The organism is Streptomyces bambusae (assembly GCF_019400985.1).
In the GTDB taxonomy this organism is placed as follows: domain Bacteria; phylum Actinomycetota; class Actinomycetes; order Streptomycetales; family Streptomycetaceae; genus Streptomyces; species Streptomyces bambusae_A.
In genome coordinates this window covers 15,628-31,517 of the sequence record NZ_WTFF01000042.1, presented here as the reverse complement: position 1 = coordinate 31,517, position 15,890 = coordinate 15,628, and the positions used below count along the sequence as shown (strand labels likewise).

At 72.1% G+C, this 15,890-nt stretch carries 15 protein-coding genes; 12 read left to right on the top strand and 3 right to left on the bottom strand.

Annotation, left to right across the window (positions count from 1 at the left end):
• Positions 1–194 precede the first annotated feature (194 nt).
• The gene (locus tag GPJ59_RS09170; RefSeq protein ID WP_219665972.1) at positions 195–1,202 is read right to left on the bottom strand and encodes a LacI family DNA-binding transcriptional regulator; all 1,008 of its coding nucleotides are present in this window, start codon (positions 1,200–1,202) and stop codon (positions 195–197) included.
• Between the two features lie 142 nt (positions 1,203–1,344).
• On the opposite strand from GPJ59_RS09170, the gene GPJ59_RS09165 reads away from it, so the two are divergent.
• The 12 genes from GPJ59_RS09165 (at position 1,345) to GPJ59_RS09110 (ending at position 13,340) form a co-directional block, all read left to right on the top strand.
• Positions 1,345–2,571 carry an MFS transporter gene (locus GPJ59_RS09165; RefSeq protein WP_258024101.1) on the top strand — a complete coding sequence of 409 codons (1,227 nt, stop codon included), beginning with the start codon at positions 1,345–1,347 and terminating at the stop codon, positions 2,569–2,571.
• A 58-nt stretch (positions 2,572–2,629) separates the two neighbouring features.
• Positions 2,630–3,991, top strand: coding sequence for a Pup--protein ligase (gene pafA / locus GPJ59_RS09160; protein WP_219665971.1), 1,362 nt, complete (start codon positions 2,630–2,632; stop codon positions 3,989–3,991).
• A 107-nt stretch (positions 3,992–4,098) separates the two neighbouring features.
• On the top strand, positions 4,099–5,040 hold the full coding sequence (locus GPJ59_RS09155; RefSeq protein ID WP_219665970.1) for an FKBP-type peptidyl-prolyl cis-trans isomerase: 942 nt from the start codon (positions 4,099–4,101) through the stop codon (positions 5,038–5,040).
• Positions 5,041–5,114: 74 nt separating this feature from the next.
• Complete coding sequence (locus GPJ59_RS09150; RefSeq protein WP_219665969.1) at positions 5,115–5,495, top strand: FKBP-type peptidyl-prolyl cis-trans isomerase; 381 nt, start codon at positions 5,115–5,117, stop codon at positions 5,493–5,495.
• Positions 5,496–5,674: 179 nt separating this feature from the next.
• Positions 5,675–6,637, top strand: a complete 963-nt coding sequence (locus tag GPJ59_RS09145; RefSeq protein ID WP_219665968.1) for a helix-turn-helix transcriptional regulator — start codon at positions 5,675–5,677, stop codon at positions 6,635–6,637.
• Positions 6,638–6,705: 68 nt separating this feature from the next.
• Positions 6,706–7,674 (top strand): helix-turn-helix transcriptional regulator, encoded by a 969-nt coding sequence (locus GPJ59_RS09140; protein ID WP_219665967.1) that lies wholly within the window; start codon positions 6,706–6,708, stop codon positions 7,672–7,674.
• 25 nt (positions 7,675–7,699) lie between these two features.
• Positions 7,700–7,945: a hypothetical protein gene (locus GPJ59_RS09135; RefSeq protein ID WP_374200819.1), complete on the top strand. Its 246-nt coding sequence runs from the start codon at positions 7,700–7,702 to the stop codon at positions 7,943–7,945.
• A 55-nt stretch (positions 7,946–8,000) separates the two neighbouring features.
• Complete coding sequence (locus GPJ59_RS09130; protein ID WP_219665965.1) at positions 8,001–8,213, top strand: hypothetical protein; 213 nt, start codon at positions 8,001–8,003, stop codon at positions 8,211–8,213.
• A 98-nt stretch (positions 8,214–8,311) separates the two neighbouring features.
• A complete protein-coding gene (gene tatA, locus GPJ59_RS09125) occupies positions 8,312–8,602 on the top strand; it encodes a Sec-independent protein translocase subunit TatA (protein WP_219665964.1) in 291 nt (96 codons plus the stop codon).
• 50 nt (positions 8,603–8,652) lie between these two features.
• Positions 8,653–9,618 carry a twin-arginine translocase subunit TatC gene (tatC, locus tag GPJ59_RS09120; RefSeq protein ID WP_219665963.1) on the top strand — a complete coding sequence of 322 codons (966 nt, stop codon included), beginning with the start codon at positions 8,653–8,655 and terminating at the stop codon, positions 9,616–9,618.
• Positions 9,619–9,784: 166 nt separating this feature from the next.
• The gene (locus GPJ59_RS09115; protein ID WP_219665976.1) at positions 9,785–12,610 is read left to right on the top strand and encodes a DEAD/DEAH box helicase; all 2,826 of its coding nucleotides are present in this window, start codon (positions 9,785–9,787) and stop codon (positions 12,608–12,610) included.
• A gap of 91 nt (positions 12,611–12,701) precedes the next feature.
• Positions 12,702–13,340 (top strand): TetR/AcrR family transcriptional regulator, encoded by a 639-nt coding sequence (locus GPJ59_RS09110; RefSeq protein WP_219665962.1) that lies wholly within the window; start codon positions 12,702–12,704, stop codon positions 13,338–13,340.
• Here GPJ59_RS09110 and GPJ59_RS09105 read toward each other — a convergent pair whose 3' ends face one another.
• The gene (locus GPJ59_RS09105) at positions 13,341–14,297 is read right to left on the bottom strand and encodes an RluA family pseudouridine synthase (protein WP_219665961.1); all 957 of its coding nucleotides are present in this window, start codon (positions 14,295–14,297) and stop codon (positions 13,341–13,343) included. It lies immediately after the preceding gene.
• Between the two features lie 53 nt (positions 14,298–14,350).
• Positions 14,351–15,889 (bottom strand): serine hydrolase, encoded by a 1,539-nt coding sequence (locus GPJ59_RS09100; protein WP_219665960.1) that lies wholly within the window; start codon positions 15,887–15,889, stop codon positions 14,351–14,353.
• Between the last annotated feature and the right edge of the window lies 1 nt (position 15,890).

Below are 15,890 nucleotides of genomic sequence, written 5' to 3'. Positions count from 1 at the left end.
GGTGGCGGCGGGGGCGGGGGCGGGCGCGGTCGGGGCACGTGCGGGGGGTTGCCGTGCCCAAGCGCGAGGGGTCGGAGGACGAGGCCGGGTAGCCCGGGCCGGGTATTTCCTTCCGTTGCGGGCCCCCGTCCCGTTCCGGGGTGGGGGGGCGGGCGGGGGCCCCGTCGTGGGCCGGGGGGGGGCCCGGGGGGGTGTCAGGGGGGGGGCGGGGGTGCGGTGGAGCCGCGGACGACGAGGTGGACGGGGAGGTCGGGGGCGGTCCAGGTGCCGCCTTCGAGGACGGTGAGGAGGGCGGACATGCCGTGTTCGCCGACCTGCTCGGCGGGGAGGTGGACGGTGGTGAGTTCGGGTTCGACGGCGGTGGCGAGGGCGAGGTCGTCGAAGCCGGTGACGGAGAGGTCCTCGGGGACGCGCAGGCCGAGGCGTCGGGCGGCCTTGCAGGTGCCGGCGGCGAGGATGTCGTCGTCGCAGATGACGGCGGTGGGTGGGGGGGCGGGGTCGGTGGGGGCGGCCAGGGCAGTTTCCATGGCGGCGCGGGCGGCCTGGACGCTGAGGGGGGCTCGTACGGTCGTCAGGGTGCAGTCGGGGGTGAGGGCGGCCCGGAGTGCGCGGGCGCGGACGTCGAAGGTCCAGGTGTCGACGGCTGAGGCGAGGTGGAGGATGCGCCGGTGGCCGAGGCCGGTGAGGTGGTGGACGACCTGGTTCATGCCGTCGGCGATGGCGAGGTTGACGTGGGCGGCGGCGCCTTCGCCGGTGGGGTCGCTGTCGAGCATGACGAGGGGGAGTTCGGCGCCGCCGATGGCGTCGAGGGCGTCGGCGGCCATGGAGGAGGCGATGACGCCGTCGAGGGCGGCGCGGGCGGAGGCGAAGGGGTCGCGGGCGGGTCCGGTGCCGTCGGGGGAGGGGTAGAGGACGACGCCGAAGCCGTGTTCGGCGGCGATGCGGGCGGCGCCGGTGTAGACGCGGGCGAAGAATTCGTTGGTGAGGGCGGGGACGACGAGGAGGGCGGTGCGGGTGCTGCCGAGGCGGAGGTTGCGGGCGGCGAGGTTGGGGCGGTAGCCGAGCCGGTCGGCGGTGTCGCGGACGAGGCCGGCGGTGCGTTCGGAGACGCGGCCGCGCCATTTGCCGCCGAGGACGAGGGAGACGGTGGCCTGGGAGACCCCGGCGGCGTGGGCGACGTCGCGGCTGGTGGGTCGCGTCACATGGGGCTCCTGACGTGCGAGGTCACGGCGGTGGTGGCGGTTTGCCGGGTGGACCGCGAGCTGCGGCCATGGTACGTATGACTCGTCTCGTTATACGTATTACCTGGGATCCTCGGTGAGGTTCCGGGCGAAAGGGGAGCAGATGGCCGCCGGATACGCGCAGCTGCTGAGGACTCGGCATGCGGCGCGCCTGCTCATCGGCACGCTCATAGGCCGGCTGCCGAACGCGGTGGCGTCCATCGCGATCGTGTTCTTCGTGCGGGCGGAGGGCGGCAGCTACAGCCTCGCCGGCGCGCTGGCCGCCGTGTACGGGGTGGCCAACGCGGTGGGGCAGCCGCTGCTGGGCAGGGCGGTGGACCTGTACGGGCAGCCGCGGGTGCAGCTCCCGGCGGCGCTGGTCTCGGCGCTGGGCATGGTGTGGCTGGCGCTGGCGGGCACGGATCCGGTGGCAGGTGCGTACGCGGCGATGGTGGTGGCCGGCCTGTTCACGCCGCCGCTGGAGGGCGGGCTGCGGGCGCTGTGGCCGAGCGTGCTGGGCGGGAGCGAGGAGCAGGTGCACGCGGCGTACGCGATGGACGCGGTGGCCCAGGAGGTCATGTTCACGGTGGGGCCGCTGCTGGTGACGGTGCTGGTGTCGGTGTGGGACCCGGCGGTGGCGCTGCTGGTGCTCAGTGCGCTGGGGGTGCTGGGGGCGCTGTCGGTGGTGGTCAGCGAGCCGTCGCGGGCGTGGCGCTCGGCGCCGCGGGAGGCGCACTGGCTGGGGGCGCTGCGGTCCGGGGGGCTGCTGGCGCTGCTGGGTGCGTTCTTCTTCGTCGGTACGGCGCTGGGTTCGATCGCGGTGGCGGGTATGGCGTACGGCGACGGGCACGGTGGCGGGGTGGTGTACGGCTGGCTGATGGCGGCGCTGGGGCTGGGCGCGCTGGTCGGCGGGGTCTGTTACGGGGCGCGGCCGTGGGCGGGTGCGCCGGAGCGGCGGCTGCTGGTGCTGGTGGGGCTGCTGGCGGTGGGGTACGTGCCGCTGCTGCTGACGCCGGGGCCGTGGGCGATGACGGCGCTGGCGGCGCTGGCGGGGGTGTTCCTGGCGCCGTCGATCGCGTGCGCGTTCATCGTGGTGGACCGGCATGCGCCGTCGGGCACGGTGACGGAGGCGTTCTCGTGGCTGGTGACGTTCTTCGGGGTGGGTGCGGCGATGGGTACGGCCGTGGCGGGGCCGGCGGTGGAACTGGGCGGCGCCGCGGCGGGTTTCGGGGTGGCGGTCGCGGGCGGGGTGGCGGCGCTGCTGGTGCTGATGTCCACTCAGCGGGTGCTGGGGGCCGTGGTCGCGGGGCGGGTGGTGGAGGGCCGGTCGGGCGTGCTCGTCGAAAACTGATCGGAACGCCGGTCTCGAACCCGGTTTCAGAACACAGCAGAAGGCGTAATGTTCAGTCATGGACCGCCGCATTTTCGGGCTGGAGAACGAGTACGGCGTCACGTGCACGTTCAGGGGACAGCGCCGACTGTCTCCTGACGAAGTGGCGCGCTACCTCTTCCGCCGTGTCGTGTCATGGGGCCGCAGCAGCAATGTCTTCCTGCGGAACGGAGCCCGTCTGTACCTCGATGTGGGTTCGCATCCGGAATATGCAACTCCCGAATGTGACAACGTGACGGAACTCGTCACCCACGACAAGGCGGGCGAGCGTATTCTCGAGGGCTTGCTCGTCGACGCCGAACGCCGTCTGCACGAGGAGGGAATCGCGGGCGACGTCTATCTCTTCAAGAACAACACCGACTCGGCGGGCAACTCCTACGGCTGCCACGAGAACTACCTGGTGGCGCGGCACGGGGAATTCTCCCGCCTGGCGGACATCCTCATTCCGTTCCTGGTCACGCGGCAGCTGATCTGCGGTGCGGGGAAGGTGCTGCAGACGCCGCGGGGTGCGGTCTACTGCGTGAGCCAGCGGGCGGAGCACATCTGGGAGGGCGTCAGCTCGGCGACGACCCGGTCGCGTCCGATCATCAACACCCGTGACGAGCCGCACGCCGACGCGGAGCGCTACCGGCGGCTGCATGTGATCGTGGGCGACTCGAACATGTCCGAGACGACCATGCTGCTGAAGGTGGGCGCCACGGACCTGGTGCTGCGCATGATCGAGGCGGGCACGGTGATGCGGGACCTGACCCTGGAGAATCCGATCCGGGCGATCCGGGAGGTCAGCCACGACATCACGGGGCAGCGCAAGGTGCGGCTGGCCAGTGGCCGTGAGGCGTCGGCCCTGGAGATCCAGCGGGAGTACTACGACAAGGCGGTGGACTTCGCCGAGCGCCGGGGGATCCGTACGGGCACGGTGGAGCAGGTGCTGGAGCTGTGGGGCCGCACGCTGGACGCGGTCGAGCAGGAGGACCTGGACCGGATCGACACCGAGATCGACTGGGTGATGAAGTACAAGCTCATCGAGCGGTACCGGGCCAAGCACAACATGACCATGTCGAATCCGCGGGTGGCGCAGATAGATCTGGCCTACCACGACATCCACCGTCGGCGGGGGCTGTACTACCTGCTGGAGCGCAAGGGGCAGGCGGCGCGGATCTGCAACGATCTGAAGATCTTCGAGGGCAAGTCGGTGCCCCCGCAGACCACCCGGGCGCGGCTGCGTGGTGACTTCATCCGGCGGGCGCAGGAGCAGCGCCGGGACTTCACGGTGGACTGGGTGCACCTGAAGCTGAACGACCAGGCGCAGCGCACGGTGCTGTGCAAGGACCCGTTCCGTTCTGTGGACGACCGGGTGGAGAAGCTGATCGCCGGGATGTGACGGGTGGGTGCGTGTGATCCGCCACGGGGCTCCGTACGACTCTTGTACGGGGCCCCGTACGGCTTAGAGTGGCGGCGACCGCTTGCTGTCTGAGATCTGAGGACCACGTGCGCCGACTTGCCGGCCTGCTTGTCGTACCCCTTCTGCTGCTGTCGACAGCGGCCTGTGGCGACGACAACGGCTCCGATTCCGCCCAGATGAAGAACGGGGTGCCCGCCGTCACCAAGGGTGCCAAGTTCGGGGAGAAGCCCACCCTGTCGAAGGGCAAGGGCGAACCGCCCAAGGCCCTGAAGGTCGAGGTCCTCAGTGAGGGCAACGGGCCCGCGCTGAAGAAGGGCGACGTCGCCCAGGTGAACTACTACGGTCAGGTGTGGGACGGCAAGGAGCCGTTCGACACCAGCTTCGACCGTGGCCAGCCGTTCGACGTCACCGTCGGTGCGGGCATGGTCATCAAGGGCTGGGACCAGGGCCTGGAGGGCCAGAAGGTCGGCAGCCGCGTGGAGCTGGTGATCCCGCCGGACCTCGGGTACGGCGCGCAGGGCTCCGGCGAGAAGATCAAGCCGAACGCCACGCTGGTCTTCGTCGTGGACATCGTCAAGGGCACCTCCATCCCGGCTTCGGCCAAGGGCAAGGAGGTCGCGCAGGACAACAAGGACCTGCCGAAGGTCGGGACCAACACGGACGGCAAGGAAGTGTCCGTCTCGGTGCCGAAGGACGTGAAGGAGCCGGCGAAGCTGGTGTCGAACTACGTCCTGGAGTCCGACGGCGCCCCGGTGAAGGACACCGACAGTGTCGTGGTGAAGTTCAACGGCAAGACGTGGAAGGACGACAAGTCCTTCGAGAGCACGTACGCCACCGACCAGACGGTGACGTGGCCGATGGAGCAGCTGTCGGTGAAGGGTCTGAAGGACGGGCTGGTCGGCAAGAAGGTCGGCAGCCGGATCCTGCTGGTGATCCCGCCGGACCAGGGTTTCGGCGACAAGCAGCAGGGGACGATCCCCGCCAACTCGACGTTGGTCTTCAGCCTCGACATCCTGGCCGTGATGTAAGACTGTCCGGGTCGGTCCCCGCAGCCTCCGCTGTGCGGGGCCCCGGTACGTCAAGTTTCTGAGGAGCAGTTTCTGTGAGCGACAAGCTCGAAAAGCCCGAGATCGACTTCCCCGAGGGTCCGGCTCCGGCCGATCTCGTGATCGAGGACATCTGGCTGGGTGACGGTCCGGAGGCCAAGGCCGGCGCGTTCGTCAAGGTCCACTACGTGGGTGTGGCGTTCTCGACCGGCGAGGAGTTCGACGCGTCGTGGAACCGCGGCAAGCCGCTGGAGTTCCAGCTCGGTGCCCGCCAGGTCATCCAGGGCTGGGACCAGGGCATCCAGGGCATGAAGGTCGGCGGCCGTCGCAAGCTGACGATCCCGGCCCACCTGGCGTACGGCGACCACGGCGCCGGCGGCGGTGTGATCGCCCCGGGCGAGACCCTGATCTTCGTCTGCGACCTGATGGGCGTCTGATCCGTCCGGTCCTGACCGGTGTGGGGCCCCAGCCTTTTCGGCTGGGGCCCCTCGCTTTTGTCCGGGCCCGCCGGGGCGGTACGGTCGACGGTCACGAGTGTCTACGTGTCAGATGTGTCGGACAATGTGCACGCGGCGCCGGGTGCGCGGCGTGCGTGGAGAAGGGCGGAAGGGCGTCGATGGCGATTGCCAAGGCCGAGCGGCTGATGAACCTGGCGCTGTGCCTGCTGGGGACCCGCCGGCCGCTCAGCAAGCGTGAGCTGCGCGGTTCCATCGAGGCCTACATGGAGGCCGGCAACGACGAGTCCTTCAACCGCATGTTCGAGCGGGACAAGGACGATCTGCGCGAACTGGGCCTGGTGATCGAGACGGTGGAGAACCTGGAGGGCGAGACGGGCTATCTCGCCCGCCGGGACAGCAACCGGCTGCCGCCCGTCTCCCTGGACGCCGAGGAGGCCGCCGCGCTGGGCCTGGCCGCCAAGGTGTGGCAGCAGGCCCGGCTGGCCGGCGCGGCCAGCGGGGCGCTGCAGAAGCTGCGCGCGGGCGGCATGCCGGAGGCCGATGACGCGTACGACGGGCAGCACAGCGTGATCGAGCCGCGCATCCCGGTCCACGAGGCGGCCTTCGAGCCGCTGATGCTGGCCTGCCGCGACCGCCGCCCGGTCACGTTCGACTACCGCAAGTCCACCGCGGCCCGGCCCGAGCCGCGCCAGGTGGAGCCGTGGGCGCTGGAGTGCTGGCGGGGCCACTGGTACCTGGCGGGTTTCGACCGGGACCGGGGGGCGGAGCGGGTGTTCCGGCTGTCGCGGATCTGCGGCAAGGTCCGCTCGCGGGCGGGGAAGTACACGGCCGAGGTGCCGGACGTGGTGACGGTGCGGGAGACCGTGGCGGGCTGGGCGGGGGAGAGCGGCGCCGACCGCAGTGCGCTGATCCGGCTGCGCTCGGGGGCGGGCTACCCGCTGCGGGCCCGGGCGACGGCGGTCCGTGAGGGTGTCGCCGAGGGCTGGGACGAACTGGAGATCCCCTACGGGCACGGGCTGGACGCCTGGCTGGTGGAGTTCGGGCCGGACGTGGTGGTGCTGGGGCCGGCGGATCTGCGGGCCGATGTGGTGGACCGGCTGCGCGCCGTCGCCGAGGGCTGACCGGCTCCGGGCGCCGTGAAGCCCGGCACGAACCTACCGACACGCCCTGAGGGGGAGTACGTACCAGCATGGCCGCGAACGCCATTGACCAGACCCGCCGGATGCTGTCGCTGGTGACGTATCTGCGCGAGCGCCCCGGGGCGCACGTCGCGGACGTCGCCCGCGCTTTCGGGATCACCGTGGACGAGCTGATCTCCGACCTTGATGTGCTGCCCATGTGCGGGACGAGCTTCCGGGGCGGGGACCTGCTCGACATCGACACCGACGGTGAGCGCATCTGGTGGCGCAATCCGGACGCGTCGGGGGAGTCCACGGCGGAGCCGCTGCGGCTGGCGGCCGACGAGGCCACGGCGCTGCTGGTGGCCGCCCGGGCGGTGGCGACGCTGCCGGGGCTGCGCGAGAGCGACCGGGACGCGCTGCTGCGGGCCACGGCGAAGCTGGAGGCGGCGGCGGGCGAGGCGGCACTGGCGAGTGCGCGGCTGTCGGTGACGTTCGAGTCGGAGGGCGGGGTCTTCGCGGACGTGGACCGGGCCATCTCGCAGGGGCGCCGGATCTGGCTGCGCTACTACTCGCCGGCCCGGGACGAGCTGACCGAGCGGACGGTGGACCCGATCCGGCTGTTCGCGGTGGGCCACACGTACCTGGAGGGCTGGTGCCACCTGTCGGAGGCGCGGCGCACCTTCCGGCTGGACCGGGTGGCGGAGATCCGGCTGCTGGACGAGCGGGCCGAGCCGCCGGCGATCGAGCCGCGCGACCTGTCCGAGGGGCTGGTCCAGCCGGCGGCGGAGGACCCGGAGGTGGTGGTCGAGGTCGGTCCGGGCGGGCGCTGGGTGGCCGAGTACTACCCGCACGACAGTGCGCGGGAGCTGGCGGACGGCGGTCTTCGGATCACGCTGCGCACCCCGGACCCGGCAAGCCTGCGGCGCCTGGCGCTGCGGCTGGGCCGGGACGGGCGGATCGTGGGGCCTGGAGAACTGGCGGAGAGTGCCCGGCAGGCGGCTCGTGACGCACTCGCGGGGTACGGGGAACAGGACTGAGGGGGATCGCAGGGCGATGTCTGGAATGTCTGGGTTGTCTGGTCTGTCGGCCGCCATGGGGCCGGTCACCTTCAAGGCGGCCTGCCCCGACTGCCGAGCCCGCTTCGAGCTGGCCGCGAGCGCGCTGCGGCTGGCCATCGGCGGCAGCCGGCGGACCACGTTCTACTCCTTCACCTGCCCCGAGTGCGGCCGCTCCGTGCGCAAACCGGCCGGCGAGCGCATCGTCGAGCTCCTCACCGGCGGCGGCGTGAGCACCCTGCGCAGCGTCTGAGCGTGGCGTCTGACCTGCTGCTCGGAGGGCCAGGCGGACGCGCTAGGCTCGCCCCATGCTGTGGCCGATGCTCGCGATTGCCCTGGGATTCGTAGGTCTGGCCGTGCTCGGTGTGCTGGCCGTACGGGTCGCGATCGAGGCACGGCGGCTGGGCCGGGAGGTCGACCGCTCCAGCCGCAGGATCGCCGCCGTGTCGGGCGAACTGGAGCAGGCCGCAGCCGATCTGGCCGCGCAAGCAGGGGTACCCCGGGGGATTGCCGGGCGTTAACCCCCGGGGGTTACGATCCTTGCGAGAACCGCATTCCGGGCGCGCGCCCGGGCTGCGAGCCACCACAACCAGCCGCTTCGGTGAGAAGGAAGTCACACATGATCGGCAATCTGAAGCCTCTTGAGATCCTCCTGATCATCGCCGTGATCGTGCTGCTCTTCGGCGCCAAGAAGCTCCCCGAGATGGCCCGCTCCCTGGGTAAGTCGGCCCGCATCCTCAAGAGCGAGGCCAAGGCCATGAAGAAGGACGGCGAGGCCGACGCCGCTGCCGCCCCGGCCGGCGACACCACCGCCCCGCAGCAGGCCGCCCCGCGCACCATCCAGGCCGCCCCCGGCGACGTGACCAGCTCCCGTCCGGTGAGCGAGCCGAACCGGACCGCCCAGGGCTGATCGCGGGGGTTCCCGCCAGTCGCCAGCAGTAACGAGACAAGGGACGTGGGTTGCTCAAGTCTGCCCGCAAGCAGGGGAAGCCGGAGAAGCAGGCGAAGGACGCCGAGGGGCGGATGCCGCTCGTCGAGCACCTGCGTGAGCTGCGCAACCGCCTGCTGAAGTCGGTCCTGGCGATCCTCGTGATCACGATCGTCGCGGCCTTCTTCTACAAGAACCTCATCGACTTCATGCTGAAGCCGATGCTGGACTCCGTCGGCTGCACCGGCGGAGTGGTGACCCAGCGCAACGGCCGGCCCTGCGCCGACATGACCGTGAACGGTCTCATCGCGCCGTTCTCGATCGCCCTCAAGGTCTCCCTGATGGCCGGTGTGGTGCTCTCCGCGCCGGTCTGGCTCTACCAGCTGTGGGCCTTCACCGCCCCCGGCCTGCACAGCCACGAGAAGAAGTACGCGATGAGCTTCGTCGCGGCCGGTGCCCCGCTGTTCCTGGGCGGCGCGGTGCTCGCGTACAACGTCCTGCCGCAGACCGCGACGATCCTGCTCGACTTCACCCCCGAGAACACCCGCAACCTGCTCCCGGTCGACGACTACCTCGACCTGGTCACGCGCATGGTCGTCGTCTTCGGCCTCGCCTTCGAACTGCCGCTGCTGCTGATCCTGCTGAACTTCACCGGGGTGCTCACCGCGAAGCGGCTGGCCGGCTGGTGGCGCGGGTTCGTCCTCGGCATCACGGTCTTCTCGGCCTTCGCCACGCCCACCGGCGACCCGCTGACCATGCTGTCGCTGGCCCTGCCCATCGTGGCCCTCTACTTCCTGGCGCTGGGGATCTGCCTCCTCAACGACCGCAGGCGCCGCCGTAACGACCCCGACGCCGGGCTCGGCGACGACGAGGCCTCCGACCTCGACCTGACGCCGTCCGCGCTGGGCGAGATGGAGCAGGTCGCGGCCCCCGCCGCGCTGCCCGAGCAGGCCGGACCGGACGCCCGGCGGATCAACGGCTACGACGACGTCACCTGACGCCCGCCGTCCACCCATCGCGACGACGCGGCCGGGGCGCGCACACCGCGCGACCGGCCGCGTCGGCGTTCCCGCGGCAGCCGCGCAGCGCCTGTCCGCTGCGCTGCGCGGGCTCCGGTAAAGATCGCGACTGTTGTCAGGGGTGGCGGGTAGGCTCGACCTCAAGATGACCGAGGACCTCTCACCCGCCGAGCGCTATGCCGCTGCCCGGATCCGAGCCGCGGAGGAGGCCACCGCGCTGGCCCCCTTCCGCGAGATGTACGCGTTCGGGCTCGACCCCTTCCAGATCGCAGCCTGCCAGGCTCTGGAGGCCGGCAAGGGCGTGCTCGTCGCCGCCCCCACCGGTTCGGGCAAGACCATCGTCGGCGAGTTCGCCGTGCACCTGGCGCTGCGGCAGGGCCGCAAGTGCTTCTACACCACGCCCATCAAGGCCCTGTCGAACCAGAAGTACGCCGACCTCGTCAAGCGCTACGGCGCCGACAAGGTGGGCCTGCTGACCGGCGACAACAGCGTCAACTCCGAGGCGCCGATCGTGGTCATGACCACCGAGGTGCTCCGCAACATGCTCTACGCGGGCTCCCAGTCCCTCCTGGGCCTCGGGTACGTCGTGATGGACGAGGTGCACTACCTCTCCGACCGCTTCCGCGGCGCCGTCTGGGAGGAAGTGATCATCCACCTCCCGGAGTCGGTGACCCTGGTGTCCCTGTCGGCCACCGTCTCCAACGCCGAGGAGTTCGGCGACTGGCTGGACACCGTACGCGGCGACACCCAGGTGATCGTCGCCGAGGAGCGGCCCGTACCGCTGTGGCAGCACGTCATGGCCGGCCGGCGGATCTACGACCTCTTCGAGGAGGAGAGCGACCACGGCGGCCGCGGCTCCGCCCGCCGCGAGGTCAACCCGGACCTGCTGCGCATGGCCCGCGAGGAGAACAGCCGCACCTACAACCCGCGCGACCGCCGCCGCGGCAAGATGGTCCGCGAGGCCGACCGCGAGCGCGAGCGCCGCTCCCGCAGCCGCATCTGGACCCCCGGCCGGCCCGAGGTCATCGAGCGCCTCGACAACGAGGGGCTGCTGCCCGCCATCACCTTCATCTTCAGCCGGGCCGGCTGCGAGGCCGCCGTCCAGCAGTGCCTCCACGCGGGCCTGCGGCTGAACAACGAGGAGGCGCGGCTGCAGGTCCGCGGCATCGTCGAGGAGCGCACGGCCGCCATCCCCGCCGAGGACCTGCACGTGCTCGGCTACTACGAGTGGCTGGAGGGCCTGGAGCGGGGCATCGCCGCCCACCACGCCGGCATGCTGCCGACCTTCAAGGAGGTCGTGGAGGAGCTGTTCGTCCGCGGCCTGGTCAAGGCCGTCTTCGCCACCGAGACCCTGGCGCTGGGCATCAACATGCCCGCGCGCACGGTGATCCTGGAGAAGCTGGTCAAGTGGAACGGTGAGCAGCACGCCGACATCACCCCCGGCGAGTACACCCAGCTCACCGGCCGGGCCGGCCGCCGCGGCATCGACGTCGAGGGCCACGCGGTCGTGCTGTGGCAGCGCGGCATGGACCCGGGCGCGCTCGCGGGCCTGGCCGGCACGCGCACCTACCCGCTGCGCTCCAGCTTCAAGCCCTCGTACAACATGGCCGTGAACCTGGTGCAGCAGTTCGGCCGGCACCGCTCGCGCGAACTGCTGGAGACCTCCTTCGCGCAGTTCCAGGCCGACCGCTCGGTCGTCGGGATCTCCCGCCAGGTCCAGCGCAACGAGGAGGGCCTGGCCGGCTACCGCGAGGGCATGACCTGCCACCTCGGCGACTTCGAGGAGTACGCGCGGCTGCGCCGCGAGCTCAAGGACCGCGAGACCGAGCTGGCCAAGCAGGGCGCCGCCCAGCGCCGGGCGCAGGCCGCCGGCTCCCTGGAGCGGCTCAAGCCGGGCGATGTCATCCACGTGCCGACCGGCAAGTTCGCCGGGCTCGCCCTGGTCCTGGACCCGGGCGTGCCGGGCCGCGTCGACGGGCACCGCGGGTACGACTACCACGAGGGCCCGCGCCCGCTGGTGCTGACCGCGGAACGGCAGGTCAAGCGGCTCGCCGCGATCGACTTCCCGGTGCCGGTGGAGCCCATCGAGCGGATGCGCATCCCCAAGTCCTTCAACCCGCGCTCCCCGCAGTCGCGCCGCGACCTGGCGTCCGCGCTGCGCACCAAGGCCGGCCACATCACGCCCGACCGGCACCGGCGCGGGCGGGCGGCGGCCGCCGACGACCGGGAGATCGCCCGGCTGCGGGCCGAGCTGCGCGCGCACCCCTGCCACGGCTGCGACGAGCGGGAGGACCACGCGCGCTGGGCCGAGCGCTACCACCGCCTCCACCGCGACACCCGGCAGCTGGAGCGGCGCATCGAGGGCCGTACCAACACCATCGCGCGCACCTTCGACCGCATCCACGCCCTGCTGACCGAGCTCGACTACCTGCGCGAGGACGAGGTCACCGAGCACGGCCGCCGGCTGGCCCGGCTCTACGGGGAGCTGGACCTGCTGGCCTCCGAGTGCCTGCGCGCCGGCATCTGGGAGGGCCTGAACCCCGCCGAGCTCGCCGCGTGCGTCTCCGCGCTGGTCTTCGAGGCCCGCCAGTCCGACGACGCGGTCGCGCCGAAGGTGCCCGGCGGGGCCGCCAAGGCGGCGCTGGGCGAGATGGTCCGCATCTGGGGCCGGCTCGACGCGCTGGAGGAGGACCACCGGATCAACCAGACCGAGGGCGTGGGCCAGCGCGAGCCGGACCTCGGCTTCGCCTGGGCGGCGTACCAGTGGGCCTCGGACAAGAGCCTGGACGAGGTGCTGCGCGAGGCGGGAATGCCGGCCGGCGACTTCGTGCGCTGGTGCAAGCAGGTCATCGACGTGCTCGGCCAGATCGCGGCCGCGGCCCCCGCCGAGGGGTCCACGGTGGCGCGCAACGCCCGCAAGGCCGTCGACGCGCTGCTGCGGGGTGTAGTGGCCTACAGCTCGGTCGGATAGGTCTTTTTGGGCCTTCCTCCGAGAGCGGTCCTGGCCGGATCTCATGTCTTGCCATGATCGGATGTCGTCGCGCTGTGCGACGATCGTGGCCATGAACAGGCCAGGTAGACGGGTGGGACGCCCGCGCGCCGTCCGGACCGGACCGGACAGCGGGCGTCCCCCGCGCGAGGAACTCCTGTGCGCGGCAGCCGAGTTGTTCACCGTCCACGGGTACGCGGCCACCACCACGCGGGCGGTGGCCGAGCGGGCGGGAATGCGCCAGGCCACGATGTACCACTACTTCGGCGGCAAGGAGCAACTCCTCGTCGAACTGCTGGAGTCCACGGTCGGGCCCTCGCTGGTGGCGGCCCGGCGGATGCTCGCCGACGCGGGCCGCACCGCCGAGGAGCGGCTGTGGCAGCTGTGCCGCTCCGACGTGCTCCAGCTGTGCGCCGGCCCGTACAACCTGGGCGCGCTCTACCTGTTGCCCGAGGTGCGGGGCGAACGCTTCGCGCGCTTTCGCCGGATGCGGTCCGAACTCAAGGACAGCTACCGGGCGTTGATCGGCGCCACCGAGGCCGCCGCCTGCCTGGCCGCCGACCCGGCCGCGCTGGCCCTGCGCAACGACCTGGTCTTCGGCCTGATCGAGGGCGTGATCCTCATCCACCGCTCGGACCCCGACCGCCCCGTGGAGGTCTTCGCGGAGGCCACGGCCGACGCGGCCCTGCGCATCGCGGGCGCCCGGCGCTGATCAGGCCGCAGGCTCGCCCTCCCAGCCCCGGTGGTCCACCCAGGCCTGGAGGGTCAGGCCCGACTCGAAGCGGTGGGCGACGCCGGTGACCGGGTCGGTGAAGGACAGGGTGCGGGCGAGGAGCTGCAGGGGGCGGCGGTAGTCGTCCGGGGCCGGGTCGCTCAGGCGGGGGTAGACCGGGTCGCCGAGGATGGGGATGCCGAGGCTGTTCATGTGGACGCGCAGCTGGTGGGTGCGGCCGGTGTGCGGGGTGAGGCGGTAGCGGCCCAGGCCGCCCGCGTGGGCGAGGAGTTCGATGCGGCTCTCGGCGTTCGGCTCGCCCGGGACCTCCCGCGCCGCGATGACCCCGCGGACCTTCTCGATCCGGCTGCGCACGGTACGGGGCAGGGCCAGCGCCGGGTCGTGGGGCGCGATCGCCTCGTACTCCTTGTGCACGTGCCGGCCCTGGAAGAGCAGCTGGTAGGCGCCCCGGTCCTGGGGCCTCACGCTGAACATCACCAGCCCGGCGGTCAGCCGGTCCAGCCGGTGCGCCGGGCTGAGCGCGGGCAGGTCGAGCTCGTGCCGCAGCCGGGCGAGCGCGGTCTGCGTGATGTGGCTGCCGCGCGGGGTGGTGGCCAGGAAGTGCGGCTTGTCGACGACCAGGAGGTGCTCGTCGCGGTGGACGACCCGGATCGGGAACGGCACGGGGGTCTCGGGCGGCAGCTCCCGGTGGAACCACAGGAAGGCGCCGGGCTCGTACGGGTCCCCGGCGCGCACCGCCCGCCCGTCGGCGGCGTACACCCGCCCGGCGGCCAGCAGCTCCGCCACCGCCCGGGCCCCCGCGCCCCCGGCGTAGTGCGCGGCCAGGAAGCCGCCGACGGTGGTGTGGTCCGCCTCGGTGGGCATCCGCAGCCGTACCGGGTCGATCCCGGCGCGCTGGGGCAGGGGTGAGGGGGGCAGGGGGGTACGGCGTCTCATCGTGGTCAAGCGTAGGCCAGGGCGAGGCGGGGTCGAGGCCTGGTCGGGGCGGGTCAGCGGCGGGTGAAGGTGCCCAGGTGCTCGGTGTCGAGGTACTCGACGCGCACGGTGCGGCCGTCGGGGGAGAAGGTCACCCCGGTGCGGCCGACGGCGTTCTCGCCGGTGGTCTCGAAGCTGAAGGTGTCGCCGTCGTAGTGGGTCAGCGGGAAGCGCAGCGGCTTCGGGCCCAGGGAGAGCACCAGGCCCTTGCCGTCGGCGGAGGTCACGGTGAGGGCGCCGTAGTACGGGTTGTCGTACGTGCCGGTGTACGCGCTGTCCGGGCGGGCCGGGGCGGCGGGCACCGGCGGGTGCGCGTAGTCGGTGGGGGAGCGGGCGGCCCGGTCCTGCTGGGCGTAGAGCGCGCCCGCCACGGCCAGCCAGTCGGCGGTGGGCCTGCCGTACGTGGCGGTGTCCGTGAAGGTCAGCGCGACGGCGTCGGCCAGGCCGACGGGGGCGCCGTTGGTGAGGACGACGATGCCCAGCTGTTCCAGGGGCAGCAGCGTGACGTTGGTGTTGGCGCCGAGGTCGAAGGCGCCCGAGTGGCTCAGGCGCAGCCGGCCGAGGTCGTCGTAGCCGACGTTCCAGCCGAGCCCGTAGAAGCCGGTGCGGGCGGCCGGGGTGGCCGGCGGCTGGGACACGATCTGCGGGACGTGGGTGCGGGCCAGGGTGTCGGCGTCGATGACGCGCTTGCCGTCGAGGACCCCTCCCGCCAGTTGCAGGCGCATCCAGCGGGCCAGGTCGCCGGCGGTGGAGCTGACGCCGCCGGCCGGGGCCTGGGCGTCGGGGTCGCGGGTGAAGCGGGGGACCCAGGCGCCGCCGGCACCCTTGACGTGCAGGGCCGCGCGGTCGGGCTGGGCGGTGTAGTCCTCGTACGTCGTGCCGGTGCGGGTCATCCCGGCGGGCCCGAACAGGACGTCCTCGCTGAGCTCGGCCCAGTCGGTGCCCCGGGCGCGGGCGACGGCCTCGGCGGCCGCGGTCAGGCCGAAGTTGGTGTACGCGTAGCTGGCGCGGAAGGGCGCGAGGGGCTCCAGGCGCAGATGGTCCAGGATGTACGCCTGGTCGTAGCCGAGGTCTTCGAGGAGGTCGCCGGCGTGGTCGGGCAGGCCGCTGCGGTGCGAGAACAGGTCGGCGGTGGTGACGTGTGCGCTGACCCAGGGCTCCTTGAGGGCGAAGCCGGGCAGGTCGAGGTGGCGGTCCCAGTCGCCGGGTTGCGCGAGGCTGCCGGCGACGACGGTGGAGGAGACGGGCTTGGACAGGGAGGCGATCTGGAAGACGGTGTCCGCCCCGATTCGGGCGGGCTCGCCCGCCGTGCGCACGCCGTAGCCCTTGAGGTGGACGACCTCGTCGCGGTGGACGACGGCCACGGCGACGCCGGGGACCCCGGTGTGCTTCATGGCTGCGGCGATGTCTGTATCCAGCCGGTCCAGGGCGGATTGCAGTCGCTCCTCGGTGATGCGCGGTTGCGGCGCGGGCGGGCCGGGGGCCGCCGCCAGGGGTGCTGCGACCAGCAGCACGCCGGCTGCGCCCGCGGCGAGGGCGCGCGCGATACGCATG